The sequence below is a fragment of the uncultured Algibacter sp. genome (assembly GCF_963976535.1).
GTDB lineage: Bacteria > Bacteroidota > Bacteroidia > Flavobacteriales > Flavobacteriaceae > Algibacter_B.
The window spans coordinates 1-15,978 of the sequence record NZ_CAXBLF010000068.1 but is presented as its reverse complement, the minus strand read 5'-3'; the positions used below and the strand labels follow the sequence as shown (position 1 = coordinate 15,978).

The following is a 15,978-nucleotide window of genomic DNA, read 5'->3' as shown; positions in this document are numbered from 1 at the left end:
AATATTCGAATTAGCAAATTCTCTAAATGTTTTAATTTTTTCATTCAAAAAAGGGGTTTGTTGTGAGGAACATTCTTTACCACGAATAGGAAATAAATCGCCTTCAGATTCCTTACTTAAAGCGATATCATAACTGTTATTATCATCAAAATTATTAGCGTAAATATGTAGTGGCGTTTTTTCCGATGGATGAAATTTATTGTTTTTTCCAAAATTTCCAACAAAATAATCATCGTCGCCATCAGCATCATAATCTATCGCTTTTATGGTTTGAAACCATCCTGTTTTTGTGTTTGTTGGCAAATCAACTTTGGTAAAAACACCTTTATTGTTGTTAAAAAATGAAATAGGCATCCATTCGCCTGCTAAAATTAAATCAGTATCCCCATCGTTATCATAATCTGAAAACTTGGCATCGTTTACTAAACCAATCGACTGTAACTCTTTAGCTCTTTTGGAAGTAACATCTATAAAATTTCCTTTTCTATTTTCTAATAAATAGGATGTTGGTGCGTTGGGATATTTCCCTGAAACCAAACGCCCACCAATAAATAAATCGAAATCACCATCATTATCAAAATCGCTAGTAGCTATGGCTTTTGTAACGCTTAACATTTTTGGAAGCTTTCCTTTTGAAAAATTCCCTTTTCCGTCATTTATATATAATCTATCTTGAAGTAAAGCACTTTTTTCAGGTTGACTGTAATTACCCGAAGCAACATACAAATCTAAATCGTTATCATTATCAGCATCAAAAAATAAAGCATTATTATCGTTATACGCTTTATCTTTTTCAAATAATTCTTGATTCGTTTTCACAAAAGTTCCTAAACTATTTTGAATGTAAAGTTCCGCAGGAAACCCCATTGTATTTCCTATAAAAATATCATCTAACCCATCATTATTTACATCGGTAACCGTTAATGCGTTATCAATTGTTGATTGCTTTTGAGGTAATAATAGCTGCAAATTGTAGTCATCAAAATTTACCGATTTATGTTTGTAATTAATCCCTATACTCGAAGCAGAAATCGAATCGAATAATGACGCTTCTTTTTTAACAATAATATTCTCTTTTTTTGCTTTAGAATAGGATAAGGTTAAACGCTTATTTGCTTCAATCTTTCTTAATGTTTGTGTTTTATTATCATTCCAAATGACTTTTAAGCTATCAACCATTTTTGATGCTCCTAATCCAAAATTCAAATGACTACTTACTGAAGATTGATACCCTCTACTCGTATATAACACCTTTAATTGTTGTGTATTATTGACATAAACTTGAACTTTTGCGCCAATGCCTTTTATGTTATGTTTTGGACCTTCTAAACGTATTGTTATATAATTAGCTTCTGTATTATTTCTATAAATAGATGCTTTATCCGATTGATTATTAAGCACCAAATCTAAGTCGCCATCATTATCAAAATCAGCATAAGCAGCACCATTTGAATTTATTTTAGCATCAAAACCAAAATCGACGGATACATCCTTAAAAGTATAATCAGCATTATTTGTAAACATATAATTTGCTAGTTTTGTAGAGGGTATCATACCAATAGCTTCTTCCAAACTCACTTTTTTACGATTCTTAATGTTTTTGCGCATGCTATTTCTAAAATCTTGATTAGAAAGGTCATTTTCAATACCATTGGTTATAAAAACATCATTAAAACCATCGTTGTTAAAATCGGCAATTAAGGGCGCCCAACTCCAATCCGTTTTTGCAATGCCAGAAAATTGACCAATTTCACTAAAGGTTTTATTTCCGTTATTAAGTTGTAACATATTAGACATATATTGATGATGATAGCCTCTATTTACCAAACGGTTAAACTTAGCTGTACTCATGGTTGCCATATTTTCTTTTCCGCGCTTTCTGTCGGCAGCCATCATATCTAAAACGATAAGGTCTGGTAGTAAATCATTATTTATATCGGCAAAATCAGAGCCCATACTATTGGCTGGAATGTGTTTAAAACGCGTTAAAACTTCATCTGTGAATGTGCCATTTTTATTATTGATATATAAAAAATCGGGTTCTAAAAAATCGTTTGCCACATAAATATCTGGCCACGAATCATTATTAAAATCTCCAATAGAGGCACTTAATCCCCATGCTTTTTTAGCCACTCCTGATGATTTTGTTACATCTATAAACGTTCCATTATCATTTCTAAATAAACGGTCTATATCATCTTTAGTTAATCTTGGTTGAAGTTTTGGATCAGTAATAAATACATTATTTCTAAAATCTGCTCGATGGTTGACTAAGAACATATCTAAATCGCCATCTTTATCATAATCTAAAAAATGAGCTTGGGTAGAAAAGCTATACTCTTTTAATCCATATTTTAAAGCTTCTTCTTTAAACTTATTGTTCTTCTGATTAATATAAAGTTTGTTTTGTCTGGCTTTTCTATTGTCTAGTGACCCTGATTTACAGACATAAATATCTAACCACCCATCGTTATTAATATCAACCATTGTTACGCCTGTTGACCAACCTTCATGATCTTCAACACGGGCGCTTTCTGTAATATCTTCAAAAACAAAATTGCCTTTATTCAAGTATAATTTATTTGAATTTTGATTGGATGTGAAATAGATATCTTCCAATCCATCATTATTAATATCGCCAACAGCAACGCCACCACCGTTATAAATGTAACTGAAGTTTAAGAAATTAAAATACAAATTTTCTTCAACTGTATTTTTAAAATCTATTTTAGAATGACTTTGGGGAATAGATGTGAATACGGTATTTTTTTCGTCTTGAAATGGCAAAGGAATATTTTCTGCGCAGTTAAAACAAAGCAATAAAGTTATTAATAGGAGGCTGGTTTTAAAATACATTTTACTTTTTTTATAAATTTATATAAGGTTAATGCCAAGACCAAGATAGCAAAACCCATTCTTGATTATTCGATTTGTAGGTTTTTAATATTTCAAAGCCAATAGCTTGATGTGCGTTTAAAGATCTCGTGTTTTTTTTGTCTACTTCTGTAATTATCGCATCAAATTCATGTTTTACATGTGCTTTCATAGCGTTATAAAGACCTCTAAATACACCTTGTTTTCTAAACGTTTTATCAACGCAAATCTGCCCCATGGTTATATAGCTAAGATTTGAATCTACGGAATTCTCAATTTCCTTAAACATAGGTTTCAAAACATCAATCTCATTTTTAAACTCTTTAACCATGGACAGCGCATACCCAATTACGCTACCACTACTTTTTGCGATGGTATGTGCACATTTATTATTCATGGCATTTAAAATCTCAAAATCATGTTTTACGGTTACAAATCCTTCTGTTTTACTTTCTTCTTTCGATATTGAATCTAGAATATTAATTTGTTGTAACTCTAAAATTTGATGTAATTCTTCGGTAGTTTCGGCCTTTTTATAAATAATGTTTTTCATCTAAAATTGATTTTCTAAACCCTTAACCGATTTCAATTCTACACGAAGTTGTTGAAACATATTAACGATGCTACTAAGCTTTAACTCATTCTTATCATATTCTTGCGTATTAATACAACAGGTAAATTCCCAAAGTTCTATAACCTCTTGAATATTTACATTATAAACACCATAAGCTTTATTATCTGAATGTAATTCTAAACAACCCTGCTCTTTAATTTTATTGTAAACACGTTTGTAAACTAAACCATCTTCTTTGGTAAGTACAATATAAGTTCTACCGTTTTTCACATCGTTTATATCATCAATAAATTTAGCAACAATAAAAGAACCATCTTTAACAGGTAGCATAGAATCGCCACTTATAGGAAATGCCCGATGCGTTCCTGTGGGTAAAAAAGGGAGTTTTATTTTTTGTAATTGCTCAATATATTCAGGGTCTGCATACCCTTGAAGATAGCCAGCCGAAGCTTTTGCAGGAATAATTTCTATTAAATCTTCATTGGCTTCATTTACGGTAATAGGAAATAATACACGTTTATTCCCCACTTCAATAAAAGACGTGTCTTTGGCAGCTCTTAAATCGTTTTTTACTAAAATATCTATGGGTATATCAAAATATTTTGACAGACCAATAAGCCTATCAATAGATGGTTCTGATCGCCCTTCTTCATAAGAACCAACCATAGAGCGTGTCCAACCTAGCTCCTCTGCGAACTGTTCTTGAGAAAACCCCTTTAAGGACCTTAAGTGTTTAATATTTGTTTGAATAAATTTCATATTACTACAAATATAAGCAACAATTACTCTAATTTGTAGCTAATTTTGTTAAACTATTTCTCAGACCAAATCATACAAAAAGAAAATAGCCTGTCCCGACTTTTCGGGAATGATTTTTTGTGTTAGACAAAAAACAAAAATCAAGCATAGTAATAGCTACGATTTATTTTTCTTTTGAAGGCTAACGCAAAAAAGGGCGTTTTAATTGGGTGATTTGTCTGAAGAAATAGTTTAGAACTTATGTATTTAAATTGTCATTCATATTACAGCTTACGTTATGGTACTATAAAGCCAGAAAGATTACTTGCCATTTCTTCAAAAAATGGGATTCAAACATTGGCTTTGACTGATATTAATAATACATCAGCAAGTTTAGATTTTGTTAGACTTTCTGAAAAGTATGAAGTAAAACCTGTATTGGGAGTCGATTTTAGAAATGGCGCACAACAACAATTTGTTTTATTAGCAAAAACCAATCGAGGGTTTCAAAACATCAACATATATCTTTCTGCATTCCTTCATGATTCTAGCTTAAAAATCCCGGAACAAGCCCCTCAATTAGAAGATACTTTTGTTATTTATCCTTATAATCATGGGGAAACATACAATCTTAAAAGCAATGAGTTTTTAGGTATAAAACCACAAGACCTCAACAAACTCAAATTTTCAAAATGGAATAATTTCCGAAGTAAATTAGTGGTTTTACAAACCGTTTCTTTTGAAAATAAAAAAGGATTTAACACCCACCGATTATTACGAGCCATAGATAATAATACACTGTTAAGTAAACTCTCAAAGACAGAACAAGGCAAAGAAACCGACGTTATGTTGCCTTATGATGAGTTATGTGAAACGTATCAGGAGTTTCCAGAAATTCTAAAAAATACAGAAACCATTTTAGGACATTGTGATATTGCATTCGATTTTTCGCAAGACATACCAAACAATCAAAAATCATACACCAAAAGTGAAGCTGAAGACTATAAATTACTAAAAAAGCTAACTTATAGCGGTTTAAGTTATCGTTACGAAAACCCAAATGAAGTCATTTATAAGCGTATAGAAAAAGAGTTGGATATTATTAAGCAAAAGGGTTTTGTATCGTACTTTCTCATTAATTGGCGCATTTTAGAGTATGCGCGTAGTAAAAATTATTTTTATATAGGCAGAGGCAGTGGTGCTAATAGTATTGTTGCCTATTTATTACGTATTACAGATGTGGACCCCATAGAATTAGATCTTTATTTTGAACGATTTATTAACCTATACCGGAAAAATCCACCAGATTTTGACATTGATTTTTCTTGGACAGACCGTGATGATATTACACAATTCATTTTTAAGACCTTTAAGAATACAGCGCTCCTTACCGTTTATAATACCTTTAAATTTAGAGCTTCAGTAAGAGAGTTGGGTAAAGTTTTTGGGTTGCCTAAATCTGAAATGGATATGCTTACCAGAGGAAAATACCAACTTAATCAGCTCGATAAATTATCGCAATTGGTTATTAAATATAGTACATACATCCAAGGGTTTCCAAACTACTTGGGCATACATTCCAGTGGTATTATTATTTCAGAAAAACCAATTCATTATTATACGGCCACCTTTTTGCCTCCAAAAAACTTTCCTACTACACAGTTTGATATGGTAGTTGCTGAAGATATCGGACTGTATAAATTCGATATTTTAAGTCAGCGCGGATTGGGAAAAATTAAAGATACCGTAGAAATTGTTGCTTATAATCACCCTGAAAAAGAACCTATTGATATTCATGACATCAAACGGTTTAAACAAGATGAAAAAATTAAAGACCTCCTTAGAAATGCCAAGGCCATTGGTTGCTTTTATGTAGAATCTCCCGCTATGCGTATGCTGCTTAAAAAACTACAAGTTGATAATTATCTAGGATTAGTAGCCGCTAGCTCTATTATTCGTCCTGGTGTTGCAAAGTCCGGAATGATGCGCGAATATATTTTACGCTACCGCTACCCCGAACGCCGAAAAGATGCACATCCTGTTTTGCTAAACATTATGCCCGAAACTTATGGCGTTATGGTCTATCAAGAAGATGTTATTAAAGTAGCGCATTATTTTGGAGGTTTAACCTTGGCGGAAGCCGATAAATTACGTCGAGGGATGTCGGGTAAATTCCGCTCACGTGAAGAGTTTTTACAAGTAAAACAACTCTTTTTTGATAATTGCAAACAAAAAGGAGAACCCGAAGCTTTAATCGAAGATATTTGGCGACAAATAGAAAGTTTTGCGGGTTATGCCTTTGCCAAAGGGCATTCTGCATCTTACGCTGTAGAAAGTTATCAAAGTTTATTTTTAAAAGCCTACTATCCATTAGAATATATGGTAGCTACTATCAATAATTTCGGTGGTTTTTACAGAACCGAACTTTACGTTCATGAGGCTAGAATGCATGGAGGCATTATAGAAGCTCCCTGTGTAAATACGAGTTTTAATATGGCCATCATTCAACATAAAACCATTTATTTAGGCTTTATGTTTCTAAATGGATTGGAATCAAAAATAATTAAAAGCCTACTTATAGAACGACAAAAACATGGGGTTTTTAAAAGCTTAGATGATTTTATAGACCGAGTGCCCATTTCCATCGAACAAATATCAATTCTTATAAAAATAAATGCATTTAGATTTACAGGTATTAATAAAAGAGAACTGTTATGGGAGGCACATTTAAAGATTAGTAAAATTACACTTGAAGAACATATTGTGACGTTATTCAAAACCGAAAAAATCAATTATAAAACACCACAGCTCCCTAGCTCTTTTTTAGAAAATGCTTTTGACGACATAGAGTTACTTAATTTTTCACTTTGTAGTCCTTTTGAGTTATTAGAAAACCCATCAAAACATCAACTAAAAGCAACCCAATTACCAAAGTATATAGGGCAAATTATAACTATTGAAGGTTACTTAATTACCACCAAAAATACCGTTACAAAAAACCAAAAGATGATGTGTTTTGGGACGTTTATAGATAGAGATGGGTATTTTATAGACACCGTTCATTTTCCGCCAATTGCCAGCAAATTTCCTTTTAGAGGCCGAGGTATTTATGCCATTACAGGCAAAGTTTTAGAGGAGTTTGATTGTATTAATATTGAAGTCGTTTCTATGTACAAACTAGCCATTATTGAAGATCCTAGATATTCTGATAAACCAAAATCTTTTGCTGTATAATGCACAACAACCGTTCTATTGTTCATATGGATTTGGATACCTTTTTCGTGTCCTGCGAGCGTTTGCTTGATAGCCGTTTAATTGGAAAACCTATTCTTATTGGTGGTACATCAGATAGAGGCGTTGTGGCATCTTGTAGTTATGAAGCGCGTAAGTTTGGTATCCATTCTGCAATGCCAATGCGTATGGCAAAAATGCTATGTCCTGAAGCTATTGTTTTGCGAGGCAACTCCGGGATTTATAGCAAGTTCTCAAAAAATGTTACTGATGTTATTAAAGAAAGAGTCCCTATTTATGAAAAAGCATCTATAGACGAGTTTTATATAGATTTAACAGGCATGGACAAGTTTTTTGGCTGTCATAAACTCGCCTCAGAGTTACGCCAACGTATTATGATAGAAACCGGATTACCCATTTCATTTGGGCTTTCTATTAATAAAACCGTTTCAAAAATTGCTACAGGCGAAGCTAAACCTAATAATGAAATTCGAATTTTAAAAGGCACAGAAAAACCTTTTCTAGCACCCTTATCTGTTAGAAAAATCCCTATGGTTGGCGAGGTAACCTATAAATCGTTATGCGATTTGGGCGTAAAACGCATTCAAACAGTACAAGAAATGCCCATGCAATTAATGCATAAAGTATTGGGTAAAAACGGACTCAGTATTTGGAAAAAAGCCAATGGTATAGATAACTCGCCTGTGATACAATATCATGAACGTAAATCTATTTCAACAGAGCGTACCTTTAATAAAGACACTACCGATGTTGCAAAACTTAAAGGCATTATTATTGCCATGGCAGAAAACTTAGCTTATCAATTACGCCGAGGCAACAAACTAACGGCTTGCATCACATTTAAAATTAGATATTCCGATTTTCAAACTTACACACAGCAGCAACGCATTCCGTATAGCGCCATGGATCATAATATTATTCCTGTGGTTTTAGATTTATATAGAAAGCTTTATAACAGACGTTTACTGGTAAGACTTATTGGTGTAAAATTTAGTCATTTAGTTGAAGGTGGGCACCAAATTAATTTGTTTGAAGACAATGAAAAACACTTGCATTTAAGTGAAGCTATTGATAAAATGCGCGAACGTTATGGTGATAGAGCAGTTATTAATGCCGCTGGAATGGACGCTAAAAGCATTAGTAGATGGAATCCGTTTACAGGTGAACCTCCACCCCTTTTGGCTAATAGACGGCAGTAAACACCTTGAAATTTAAAAAAGTTTCTCCTTTTTTATAATGGTATTACCAATACGTTTATAAGCAACTTTTTTACCGTTAGCACATAAATGATAAACCCCTTTTGCTTTTTGTTCTGAAACAGATAATAACAAAACATCATCAACAGAACAATTATAATCTTTAGCTACTTTCTTTTTTACATGACTTATGGTCGCTCGTCCTTTTTTTAATTGTGCTTGAATTTTTTTATCTAATTTCGGTTCAACAAAATCTTCAGCTAGGTTACAGCTTGTACTTTCCTTTGATTTTGGAATATTCATAGCAGAACCATTTGTAACAGACTTTTCTGCATCAATATACTCCCAAGTAAAATCGGTTTTTAGCAATACACGCCTGCCATCTTCTGTTTTTACGATATGATTGTTTTGAGCAAAGCCAATAGAAAATATTAGAAATAATGAAAGAAAAAAACATGTTTTCATAGCAAAAAAAATAAAATTGTTATGTGCTTCAAAAATATCGTTTTTAAATCGAACTATTTTAATTTAGACCTGTCAGGTTTTGAAAACCTGACAGATCTTTTTAATCTTCTACATACTCCAATATATCAGCAGGCTGACAATCTAAAGCTTTACATATAGCCTCTAAGGTTGAAAAGCGCACTGCCTTCGCTTTTCCAGATTTTAAAATAGACAGATTTGCCGTGGTGATATCAATTATTTTCGCCAACTCTTTGCTTTTCATGTTGCGTTTGGCAAGCATGACATCAAGATTTACAATTATTGACATAACTATATGGTTAGATTATTTTCTTCTTCAGCATTCTTAGCACGTTTAAATATTTCGGCTAGAATATAAAATGCTAATCCTGCTGGAATTAAAAAGGTAAACTCTGCCTTGAGTTCGTTAAAAAAGTTAAAAGTAGACTTATCAATCGCTGCTAAAAGAAACCTTAAAACTAAAATATTAATGGTATACCAAATAAAGATATTTCCAATTTTTTTAAAATATTTAATAGTCTTGTCGCTAAAGTAGTTTCCGTTTTCAATTTCTTTAAGAATAGATAAAAAATAAGAAAACCCATAAATAAGATAACCTCTCCAGAAAAACAAACCGGCACTAATGGCATGATAACTCCATTGAATTGCGTTTTTAGACGTGAACCAAGATTCATCTTTACTGGCCGTTTTTGCCCAATTTTGAAATTCCTTGAATTGCATAAAATCAAACTCACGCATATCATTGAGTAACACTGAAACGGAGGATAGCAAAATTCCCCAAGTGATAATGGTTAAAATGTTAGTATTGTCTTTCATCTGTATAAATTTTATTGTTTTAATAGGTCAGATATAATTCGCCATCAAACATCACGATTGGTAACTAGAATTATTATGGGGCATTTCATGTGTTTATATCTATTGTTTTCTTATTGGTCACTCCGAAATTGTCGGAACAGGCTATGTAGCATCCATTTAATCATTCTCATGGGTATCAAGATTTAGTTATGGATGTTTCATCATTATATAGTTAAATCGCTTTCTTCTTGTACATATTTACCCTTTTTCAGAATATCTAAATACAGATATATTAAAAAAGCTATTACTAAATGCGCTAACACAATAAAATAATCATCCTCAAGACGAATGGCCACTCCTCTTAATAGAAAAGAAGCTGTAAATGCTACTATGTAGATTAAAGGAATTAAGTTTAATTTTAAGAAAAACCGCAATCGTTTTAACGATTTAGCTTCAAACACCTTTTTTTTGATAAATATTCTAAGAAATTCTTTAAACGCATAAAAATAAATAGCATAATATAACATGGCAGACCACATAATAAGAATAGCGTAACTAAATGGAACATTTATTCGTAAACCAAGTAAAGGAACTTTAACTTTTGCATGGTTTTCCAAAACTTCAACAAACGGAATTTGTACTCCGAATTTATATTCAAAATAGGATAGTATTGAAAAAACCAGTATAAAAAGAAATAAAATTGAGAAGCTGTAAAATAAGATTACGGATGATATATAGGCTAATTTTTTCATAATAATTATTGTTTAACGATAACAAATATATATAAAATTATCGAAAAACAATAATTATTAATTAAAAATTTATTTTTGCAATTTGACTATCTTTGATTTATACTACCCAAAAAACTACAAGAAAAAATAGAAGAACGCAAAGCGAATAATGCCCTATACCAAATTGGAACCCAAAATATATTGGTGAATTTTTCATCACATGATTATTTAAGAATATGAGTGACACCTTTAAAACTATAGCCAGATTTCAATATTCTACTGAAGCTCAAATTATAAAAGGTCGTTTAGAAGCTGAAGGCATACAAGTATTCTTGACTGACAACTTAACCATTGATACTGATCCTTTGGTAAGTAACGCGATTGGCGGAGTTAAACTAAAGGTTTTATCAACGGACGCTTTAGAGGCGCAACATATTTTAGAATCTATAAATAAATATTCTGTTGATGATGAAGGACACACGATTAGCTGTCCAAATTGCAAAGGACATCACGTTGAGTTATTTTCAACAATAAAAGATGCTAAATCATTATTCTGGTTTGTTTTTGGTGTATTATTTTCAGCACTTCCATTTTACACAAGACATAAATACAGGTGTGACGATTGCAAAACCGAGTTTGATATAGAAAAGTAACATTAATGTCATTCAGAGGCGAAGCCTAAGAATCTCTAAATGATAAAAGACAGATTCTTCACTTCGTACCTCGTTCTGAATGACATAGCGAACTGACATTTCGGAAAACATTTAAAATTTATCTTCAATAGTTTCTAAAACCACTACATCATAAGCCCTTTTCAGTTTTTTAACTACAAGGGCTATTTCTTCTTCATTTAAATGTCCAAATCCAAAACGAATAGCACATGTATCTCTGTCTTGATAAAGCGTGGTTTTTGGAAGACACAAATTGTTTTTTTCGGCTTCTTCTGCTAACTTAACCAATGAGATTTTAGATTCAAACTGCACCCATATTGCTAATCCGCCCGATGGCATTTCCCATGTTATAGCGCCCTCAAAATATGTTGTTAGATACTTGCATAAACAATCGCGCCTTTGCTTATAAATTATGATATTTTTTTTCATGAGGCGGTATATTTCACCTTCTTGAATTAACTCAGAAAGTATCTGCTCTTGTATAATATCGCCTTGTTTGTCTAGCAATTGCAAATAGTTTTTTGCTTCAGAAATTAAATTTTCGGGTGCTACAACAAATCCTGTTTGAAAACTTGGAAATAACGATTGCCCAAGTTTCCCTAAATAAATTACCATGCCATTAGCATCGGCACTTGCCATTGGTAACATGGCAGAACCTTCGAACTGAAAATCATAATCGTAATCGTCTTCAATAATGGCAAATTGGTATGCTTTGGCCAATTCTAACAATTTTAAGCGTCGCCCTGTACTTAGTGTTTTTGTTGTTGGATAATGCCTATGGGCACATATATAAACACAACGGATACTTCCCTTTACAAAATGGGTTTTAATATAATCAACATCTAAACCATTAGAATCTACTGGAATTGTTTTAATAGCAGCACCTGCTTGCTGGAAAATCATGTTCGACGCATAGTTACTTAAATGCCCTACCAAAACAATATCGTTCTGTTTTATTAAAAGCTGCGAAACAATATATAAACTCATTTCTGTACTTCGCGTACTTATAAGGTTACATGGTTTTATATGAAATCCTCTTGTAGCATTTAAATAATTGCAAAGTTGCGTTTCAAATACCGAAAAAGACAATTGGGCTGTTTGATTCCATTTTTTAATTAAAGTTTTTCGCTTCATAACGGCACTATACCATCTTGAAAATTGATGTACAGGATGTAATCTTAAATCGGGGTTCCCATCATTAATACTATACTTAGCGGTTGTTATTTGCAATGTAGAAGACAAATTAAATGACGGCTGAAATGGAAAACCAGTAATTTTAGAATAGTCATACACTTGATCTATGCGTTGTGCCGTTGCTTTAATTGTAGGTGTTGTTTGTTCTGGCACCAAAACAAATGTGCCTTTGTTGGGGATTATATCTACCCAGCCTTGAGAGGCTAACTCATCGTAAACCGCTACAACTGTATTTCTATGAATTTTCAATATCTGACTTAAAACACGCGTTCCTGGTAATACTTCACCTTTAGATAAATAACCGCGTTGGATCGCATTTATAATTTGTTGTGCAATTTGAATATAAATAGGTTGAGCACTGGATTTCTCAAAATGTATTAACTGTTTTAGAAGATGGCTAACCGGACTATTCATTGTTTTAAAACTGGACTATTCTACTCGTCCGGAAAGTTACGACTTTTGCAACGTTTTAAACAAATCATTTTATGAAGACTAAATTCGCTTTAACCGCTTTTATATTATTTATGTCAATTGGACATGCTCAAATAGAATCTATAAAAACAGATTCTTTACAGGAAGTTATTATTACTTCAACTCGGATAGATTTACCATTTAAAGAAAACTCCAGAACTATAGATATTATATCTTCAGAAGACATAAAAAATAGCGCCACTACAAATGTTGCCGATTTATTACAGCAAGTTGCTGGCGTAGATATAAGACGTCGCGGAACTGCTGGAAGTCAAGCCGATGTATATATTAGAGGAGGAAGTTTCGACCAAACGTTATTACTTATTGATGGTATTAAAATGGACGACGCACAAACAGGACACCATACCATGAATGCCGCATTACCTATTGAAGTTATTGAGCGTATTGAGATTATTAAAGGACCTGCAGCACGTGTATTTGGGCAAAATGCTTTTACAGGTGCCATTAATATTGTAACCAAAAAACAACTAAAAAATTCGGTGTCTACTAATTTAGAAACGGGCTCTTTTGGGCAATTAAATGGTTCAGTTACCCTAGGATCAGAGTTAGAAAATTCATCACATATTATTCATGTGGGTAAATTAACTTCTGAAGGTTACAGAAACAATTCAGACTATAATAATTCAAACTACTTCATTAAAAGTGTTTTCAATAAAAAGGCACAAGCTGTTGAAATGATTGCGACGTTTTTTGATCGCAAATTTGGAGCTGAAAATTTTTATACCACAAATCCAGCGTGGAACGAATACGAAGAAACCCAAAATAGTTTAATTGGTTTTACAACAACCTTCGAATCTAAAAAACTAAAAATAAAACCTCGCGTGTATTGGAAGCGCAATCAGGATATGTTTCTATTAAAACGAAACGAGCCCAATTTTTTTAGAAACTTGCATATTACAGATAAGATGGGAGCAGAAGTAAATGCGTCTTATAATTCTGAACTTGGTGTTACTGGGTTTGGGGTAGATCTTTCAAAAATTTACATCAGAAGTAATAATTTAGGCAATAGAAATAGATTTATGACTAATGTTTTTTTAGAACATCAATTTAAATTATTGAATAACAGATTGGATATTACTCCAGGTGTTGCAGTAACTTATTTTTCAGATTTTAAATTCCACGCCTTTCCTGGGTTAGATATTGGCTACAGATTAACTGATAATTTTAAAATTTACGGAAACACAGGTTACACCTACCGCATACCAACATATACTGACTTATTTTATAGCGACCCTGCAACTGTTGGTAACGCCAATTTAGAACCAGAAGAAGCCCTTTCTGTTGAAGTAGGCGGAAAATATATTACACCAAAATTTACAGGTTCTTTTGCTGTATTCTATAGAGATGCCAATAAATTAATAGATTATGTAAAAGAAAATGAAACAGACCGTTTTATGGCTACCAACCTTCGCGATTTATACACCAAAGGGTTTGAAGTTAATACAAGCTATAACTTTAAAGTTAATAATTTAAATCAGAATTTTTCACTTGGTTATACCTTTATTGAAGATGAAGTGGGCGATTTAAACATCAACTTTTCTCGGTACTCTATTAACTCTTTAAAGCACCATGTCACCTCGCGTTTAAGTACGCAATTGGTTAAAAACATGAACTTCAATATTGTCTACAAGCATGCTGAACGTACTGCTGGTCTTAGCTATAATGTTTGGGACGCCTCTATAGTAATAGCTGTTAAACAATTTGAGTTTACACTAACTGCTGCTAATATTTTTAATGAAGCATATATTGAAACTGGTTTTGTGCCCATGCCTCCTAGCAATGTATTATTTGGTTTGCATTACAGTTTTAACTAACGTTTAAGCTATTTTTAGAACTGCTATTTAGTTACGTTTTCTTAACTTTACAGACCTAAACCAAAATAACTTTGTCGTTAAACTTACAGGACATTCCGCGTGTAAAAACCATTACCAAAGCTGATTTTTTAAAGCACTATTTTAAACCTCAGAAACCCGTAGTTATTGAGCGCTTTATTGAAGATTGGCCTGCTTACCATAAATGGAATTTAGATTATATGAAAGCGGTTGGAGGCGATATTACCATCCCGCTTTATGATGATAGACCTGTAGATTATAAAGATGGTTTTAATGAACCACATGCTAAAATGAAGTTGGGTGATTATATTGATTTATTGAAGCGTGAGCCTACTAAATATCGTATTTTTTTATGGAATGCGCTGAAAGAAATCCCTGATTTGCACAAAGATTTTACATTCCCTGATTTTGGACTACGCCTAATGAAAGGTATGCCTATGCTGTTTTTTGGCGGACGTGATTCGCACACGTTTATGCATCATGACATTGATTTAGCAAATATTTTTCATTTTCATTTTGAAGGTAAAAAACAATGTATTTTGTTTGACCAAAAACAGAATGACTATTTGTACAAAATTCCGCATTCTTTAATTACTAGAGAAGATATTGATTTTAATAATCCTGATTTTGATAAATGGCCTATGCTTAAAAAAGCCAAGGGTTATAAAACGGAACTTAATCATGGTGAAGTCTTATATATGCCAGAAGGCTATTGGCACTACATGCGCTATGTAACACCTGGTTTTTCAATGAGTTTACGAGCTATTGCTAGAAACCCTAAAAACTTTAGCAAAGCGGTTTATAACGTTTTTGTTATGCGCAATTTTGATAATGTTATGCGACGTATAAAAGGACAAAAATGGATTGATTGGAAAAATGAACAAGCCATATTAAAAACCCATAAACATCTATAAATAACCCTTTGATTATAAAAAACTTGTAATATATTTGCCGACTTAAATTTAAAACTCAAATCATGCAAAAATTAATTTTATTATTAACAATATTGAGTGTTTCTTTAGTTAGTGCGCAAGCTTATAAAGGGAAAGACGACAACAAATTTCAAGTAGGTACTAATTTACAAGAGAATGGTACTGGTATTAATGTTAGTTACGATTATGGTATTGGAGAAAATATATCTTTTGG

At 32.5% G+C, this 15,978-nt stretch carries 14 protein-coding genes; 6 read left to right on the top strand and 8 right to left on the bottom strand.

Annotated features, from left to right (window positions below):
• The 3 genes from AAC024_RS13975 to AAC024_RS13965 form a co-directional block, all read right to left on the bottom strand.
• The coding region (locus AAC024_RS13975; protein WP_339896105.1) for a VCBS repeat-containing protein at positions 1 to 2,856 on the bottom strand (2,856 nt) is incomplete at its 3' end.
• Between the two features lie 28 nt (positions 2,857 to 2,884).
• Positions 2,885 to 3,427, bottom strand: coding sequence for a GNAT family N-acetyltransferase (locus tag AAC024_RS13970; RefSeq protein ID WP_339896104.1), 543 nt, complete (start codon positions 3,425 to 3,427; stop codon positions 2,885 to 2,887).
• Positions 3,428 to 4,207: a LexA family transcriptional regulator gene (locus AAC024_RS13965; RefSeq protein ID WP_339896103.1), complete on the bottom strand. Its 780-nt coding sequence runs from the start codon at positions 4,205 to 4,207 to the stop codon at positions 3,428 to 3,430. It abuts the gene before it with no gap.
• Between the two features lie 240 nt (positions 4,208 to 4,447).
• On the opposite strand from AAC024_RS13965, the gene dnaE reads away from it, so the two are divergent.
• Both dnaE and dinB read left to right on the top strand, forming a co-directional pair.
• Complete coding sequence (dnaE, locus tag AAC024_RS13960; RefSeq protein ID WP_339896102.1) at positions 4,448 to 7,420, top strand: DNA polymerase III subunit alpha; 2,973 nt, start codon at positions 4,448 to 4,450, stop codon at positions 7,418 to 7,420.
• The gene (gene dinB, locus AAC024_RS13955) at positions 7,420 to 8,637 is read left to right on the top strand and encodes a DNA polymerase IV (RefSeq protein ID WP_339896101.1); all 1,218 of its coding nucleotides are present in this window, start codon (positions 7,420 to 7,422) and stop codon (positions 8,635 to 8,637) included. Before dnaE ends, dinB begins: the two co-directional genes overlap by 1 nt.
• A gap of 12 nt (positions 8,638 to 8,649) precedes the next feature.
• Here the strand turns inward: dinB and AAC024_RS13950 are convergent, their stop codons facing one another.
• The 4 genes from AAC024_RS13950 to AAC024_RS13935 form a co-directional block, all read right to left on the bottom strand.
• The gene (locus tag AAC024_RS13950; protein WP_339896100.1) at positions 8,650 to 9,099 is read right to left on the bottom strand and encodes a DUF3157 family protein; all 450 of its coding nucleotides are present in this window, start codon (positions 9,097 to 9,099) and stop codon (positions 8,650 to 8,652) included.
• 100 nt (positions 9,100 to 9,199) lie between these two features.
• On the bottom strand, positions 9,200 to 9,406 hold the full coding sequence (locus tag AAC024_RS13945) for a helix-turn-helix transcriptional regulator (RefSeq protein WP_339896099.1): 207 nt from the start codon (positions 9,404 to 9,406) through the stop codon (positions 9,200 to 9,202).
• Between the two features lie 2 nt (positions 9,407 to 9,408).
• Positions 9,409 to 9,933 (bottom strand): DUF2975 domain-containing protein, encoded by a 525-nt coding sequence (locus AAC024_RS13940; protein WP_339896098.1) that lies wholly within the window; start codon positions 9,931 to 9,933, stop codon positions 9,409 to 9,411.
• Between the two features lie 203 nt (positions 9,934 to 10,136).
• Positions 10,137 to 10,664: a DUF2975 domain-containing protein gene (locus tag AAC024_RS13935; RefSeq protein ID WP_339896097.1), complete on the bottom strand. Its 528-nt coding sequence runs from the start codon at positions 10,662 to 10,664 to the stop codon at positions 10,137 to 10,139.
• A gap of 215 nt (positions 10,665 to 10,879) precedes the next feature.
• Here AAC024_RS13935 and AAC024_RS13930 point away from each other — a divergent pair, with 215 nt between their 5' ends.
• Positions 10,880 to 11,296 (top strand): DUF2007 domain-containing protein, encoded by a 417-nt coding sequence (locus AAC024_RS13930; RefSeq protein WP_339896096.1) that lies wholly within the window; start codon positions 10,880 to 10,882, stop codon positions 11,294 to 11,296.
• A gap of 111 nt (positions 11,297 to 11,407) precedes the next feature.
• Here AAC024_RS13930 and AAC024_RS13925 read toward each other — a convergent pair whose 3' ends face one another.
• Positions 11,408 to 12,922, bottom strand: a complete 1,515-nt coding sequence (locus AAC024_RS13925) for a PLP-dependent aminotransferase family protein (RefSeq protein WP_339896095.1) — start codon at positions 12,920 to 12,922, stop codon at positions 11,408 to 11,410.
• A gap of 71 nt (positions 12,923 to 12,993) precedes the next feature.
• Here AAC024_RS13925 and AAC024_RS13920 point away from each other — a divergent pair, with 71 nt between their 5' ends.
• The 3 genes from AAC024_RS13920 to AAC024_RS13910 all read left to right on the top strand — a co-directional run.
• Positions 12,994 to 14,814, top strand: a complete 1,821-nt coding sequence (locus AAC024_RS13920) for a TonB-dependent receptor (protein WP_339896094.1) — start codon at positions 12,994 to 12,996, stop codon at positions 14,812 to 14,814.
• A gap of 71 nt (positions 14,815 to 14,885) precedes the next feature.
• Complete coding sequence (locus tag AAC024_RS13915; RefSeq protein ID WP_339896092.1) at positions 14,886 to 15,746, top strand: cupin-like domain-containing protein; 861 nt, start codon at positions 14,886 to 14,888, stop codon at positions 15,744 to 15,746.
• Between the two features lie 62 nt (positions 15,747 to 15,808).
• A partial coding sequence (locus AAC024_RS13910; protein WP_339896106.1) for a DUF6646 family protein occupies positions 15,809 to 15,978 on the top strand: 170 nt, incomplete at its 3' end.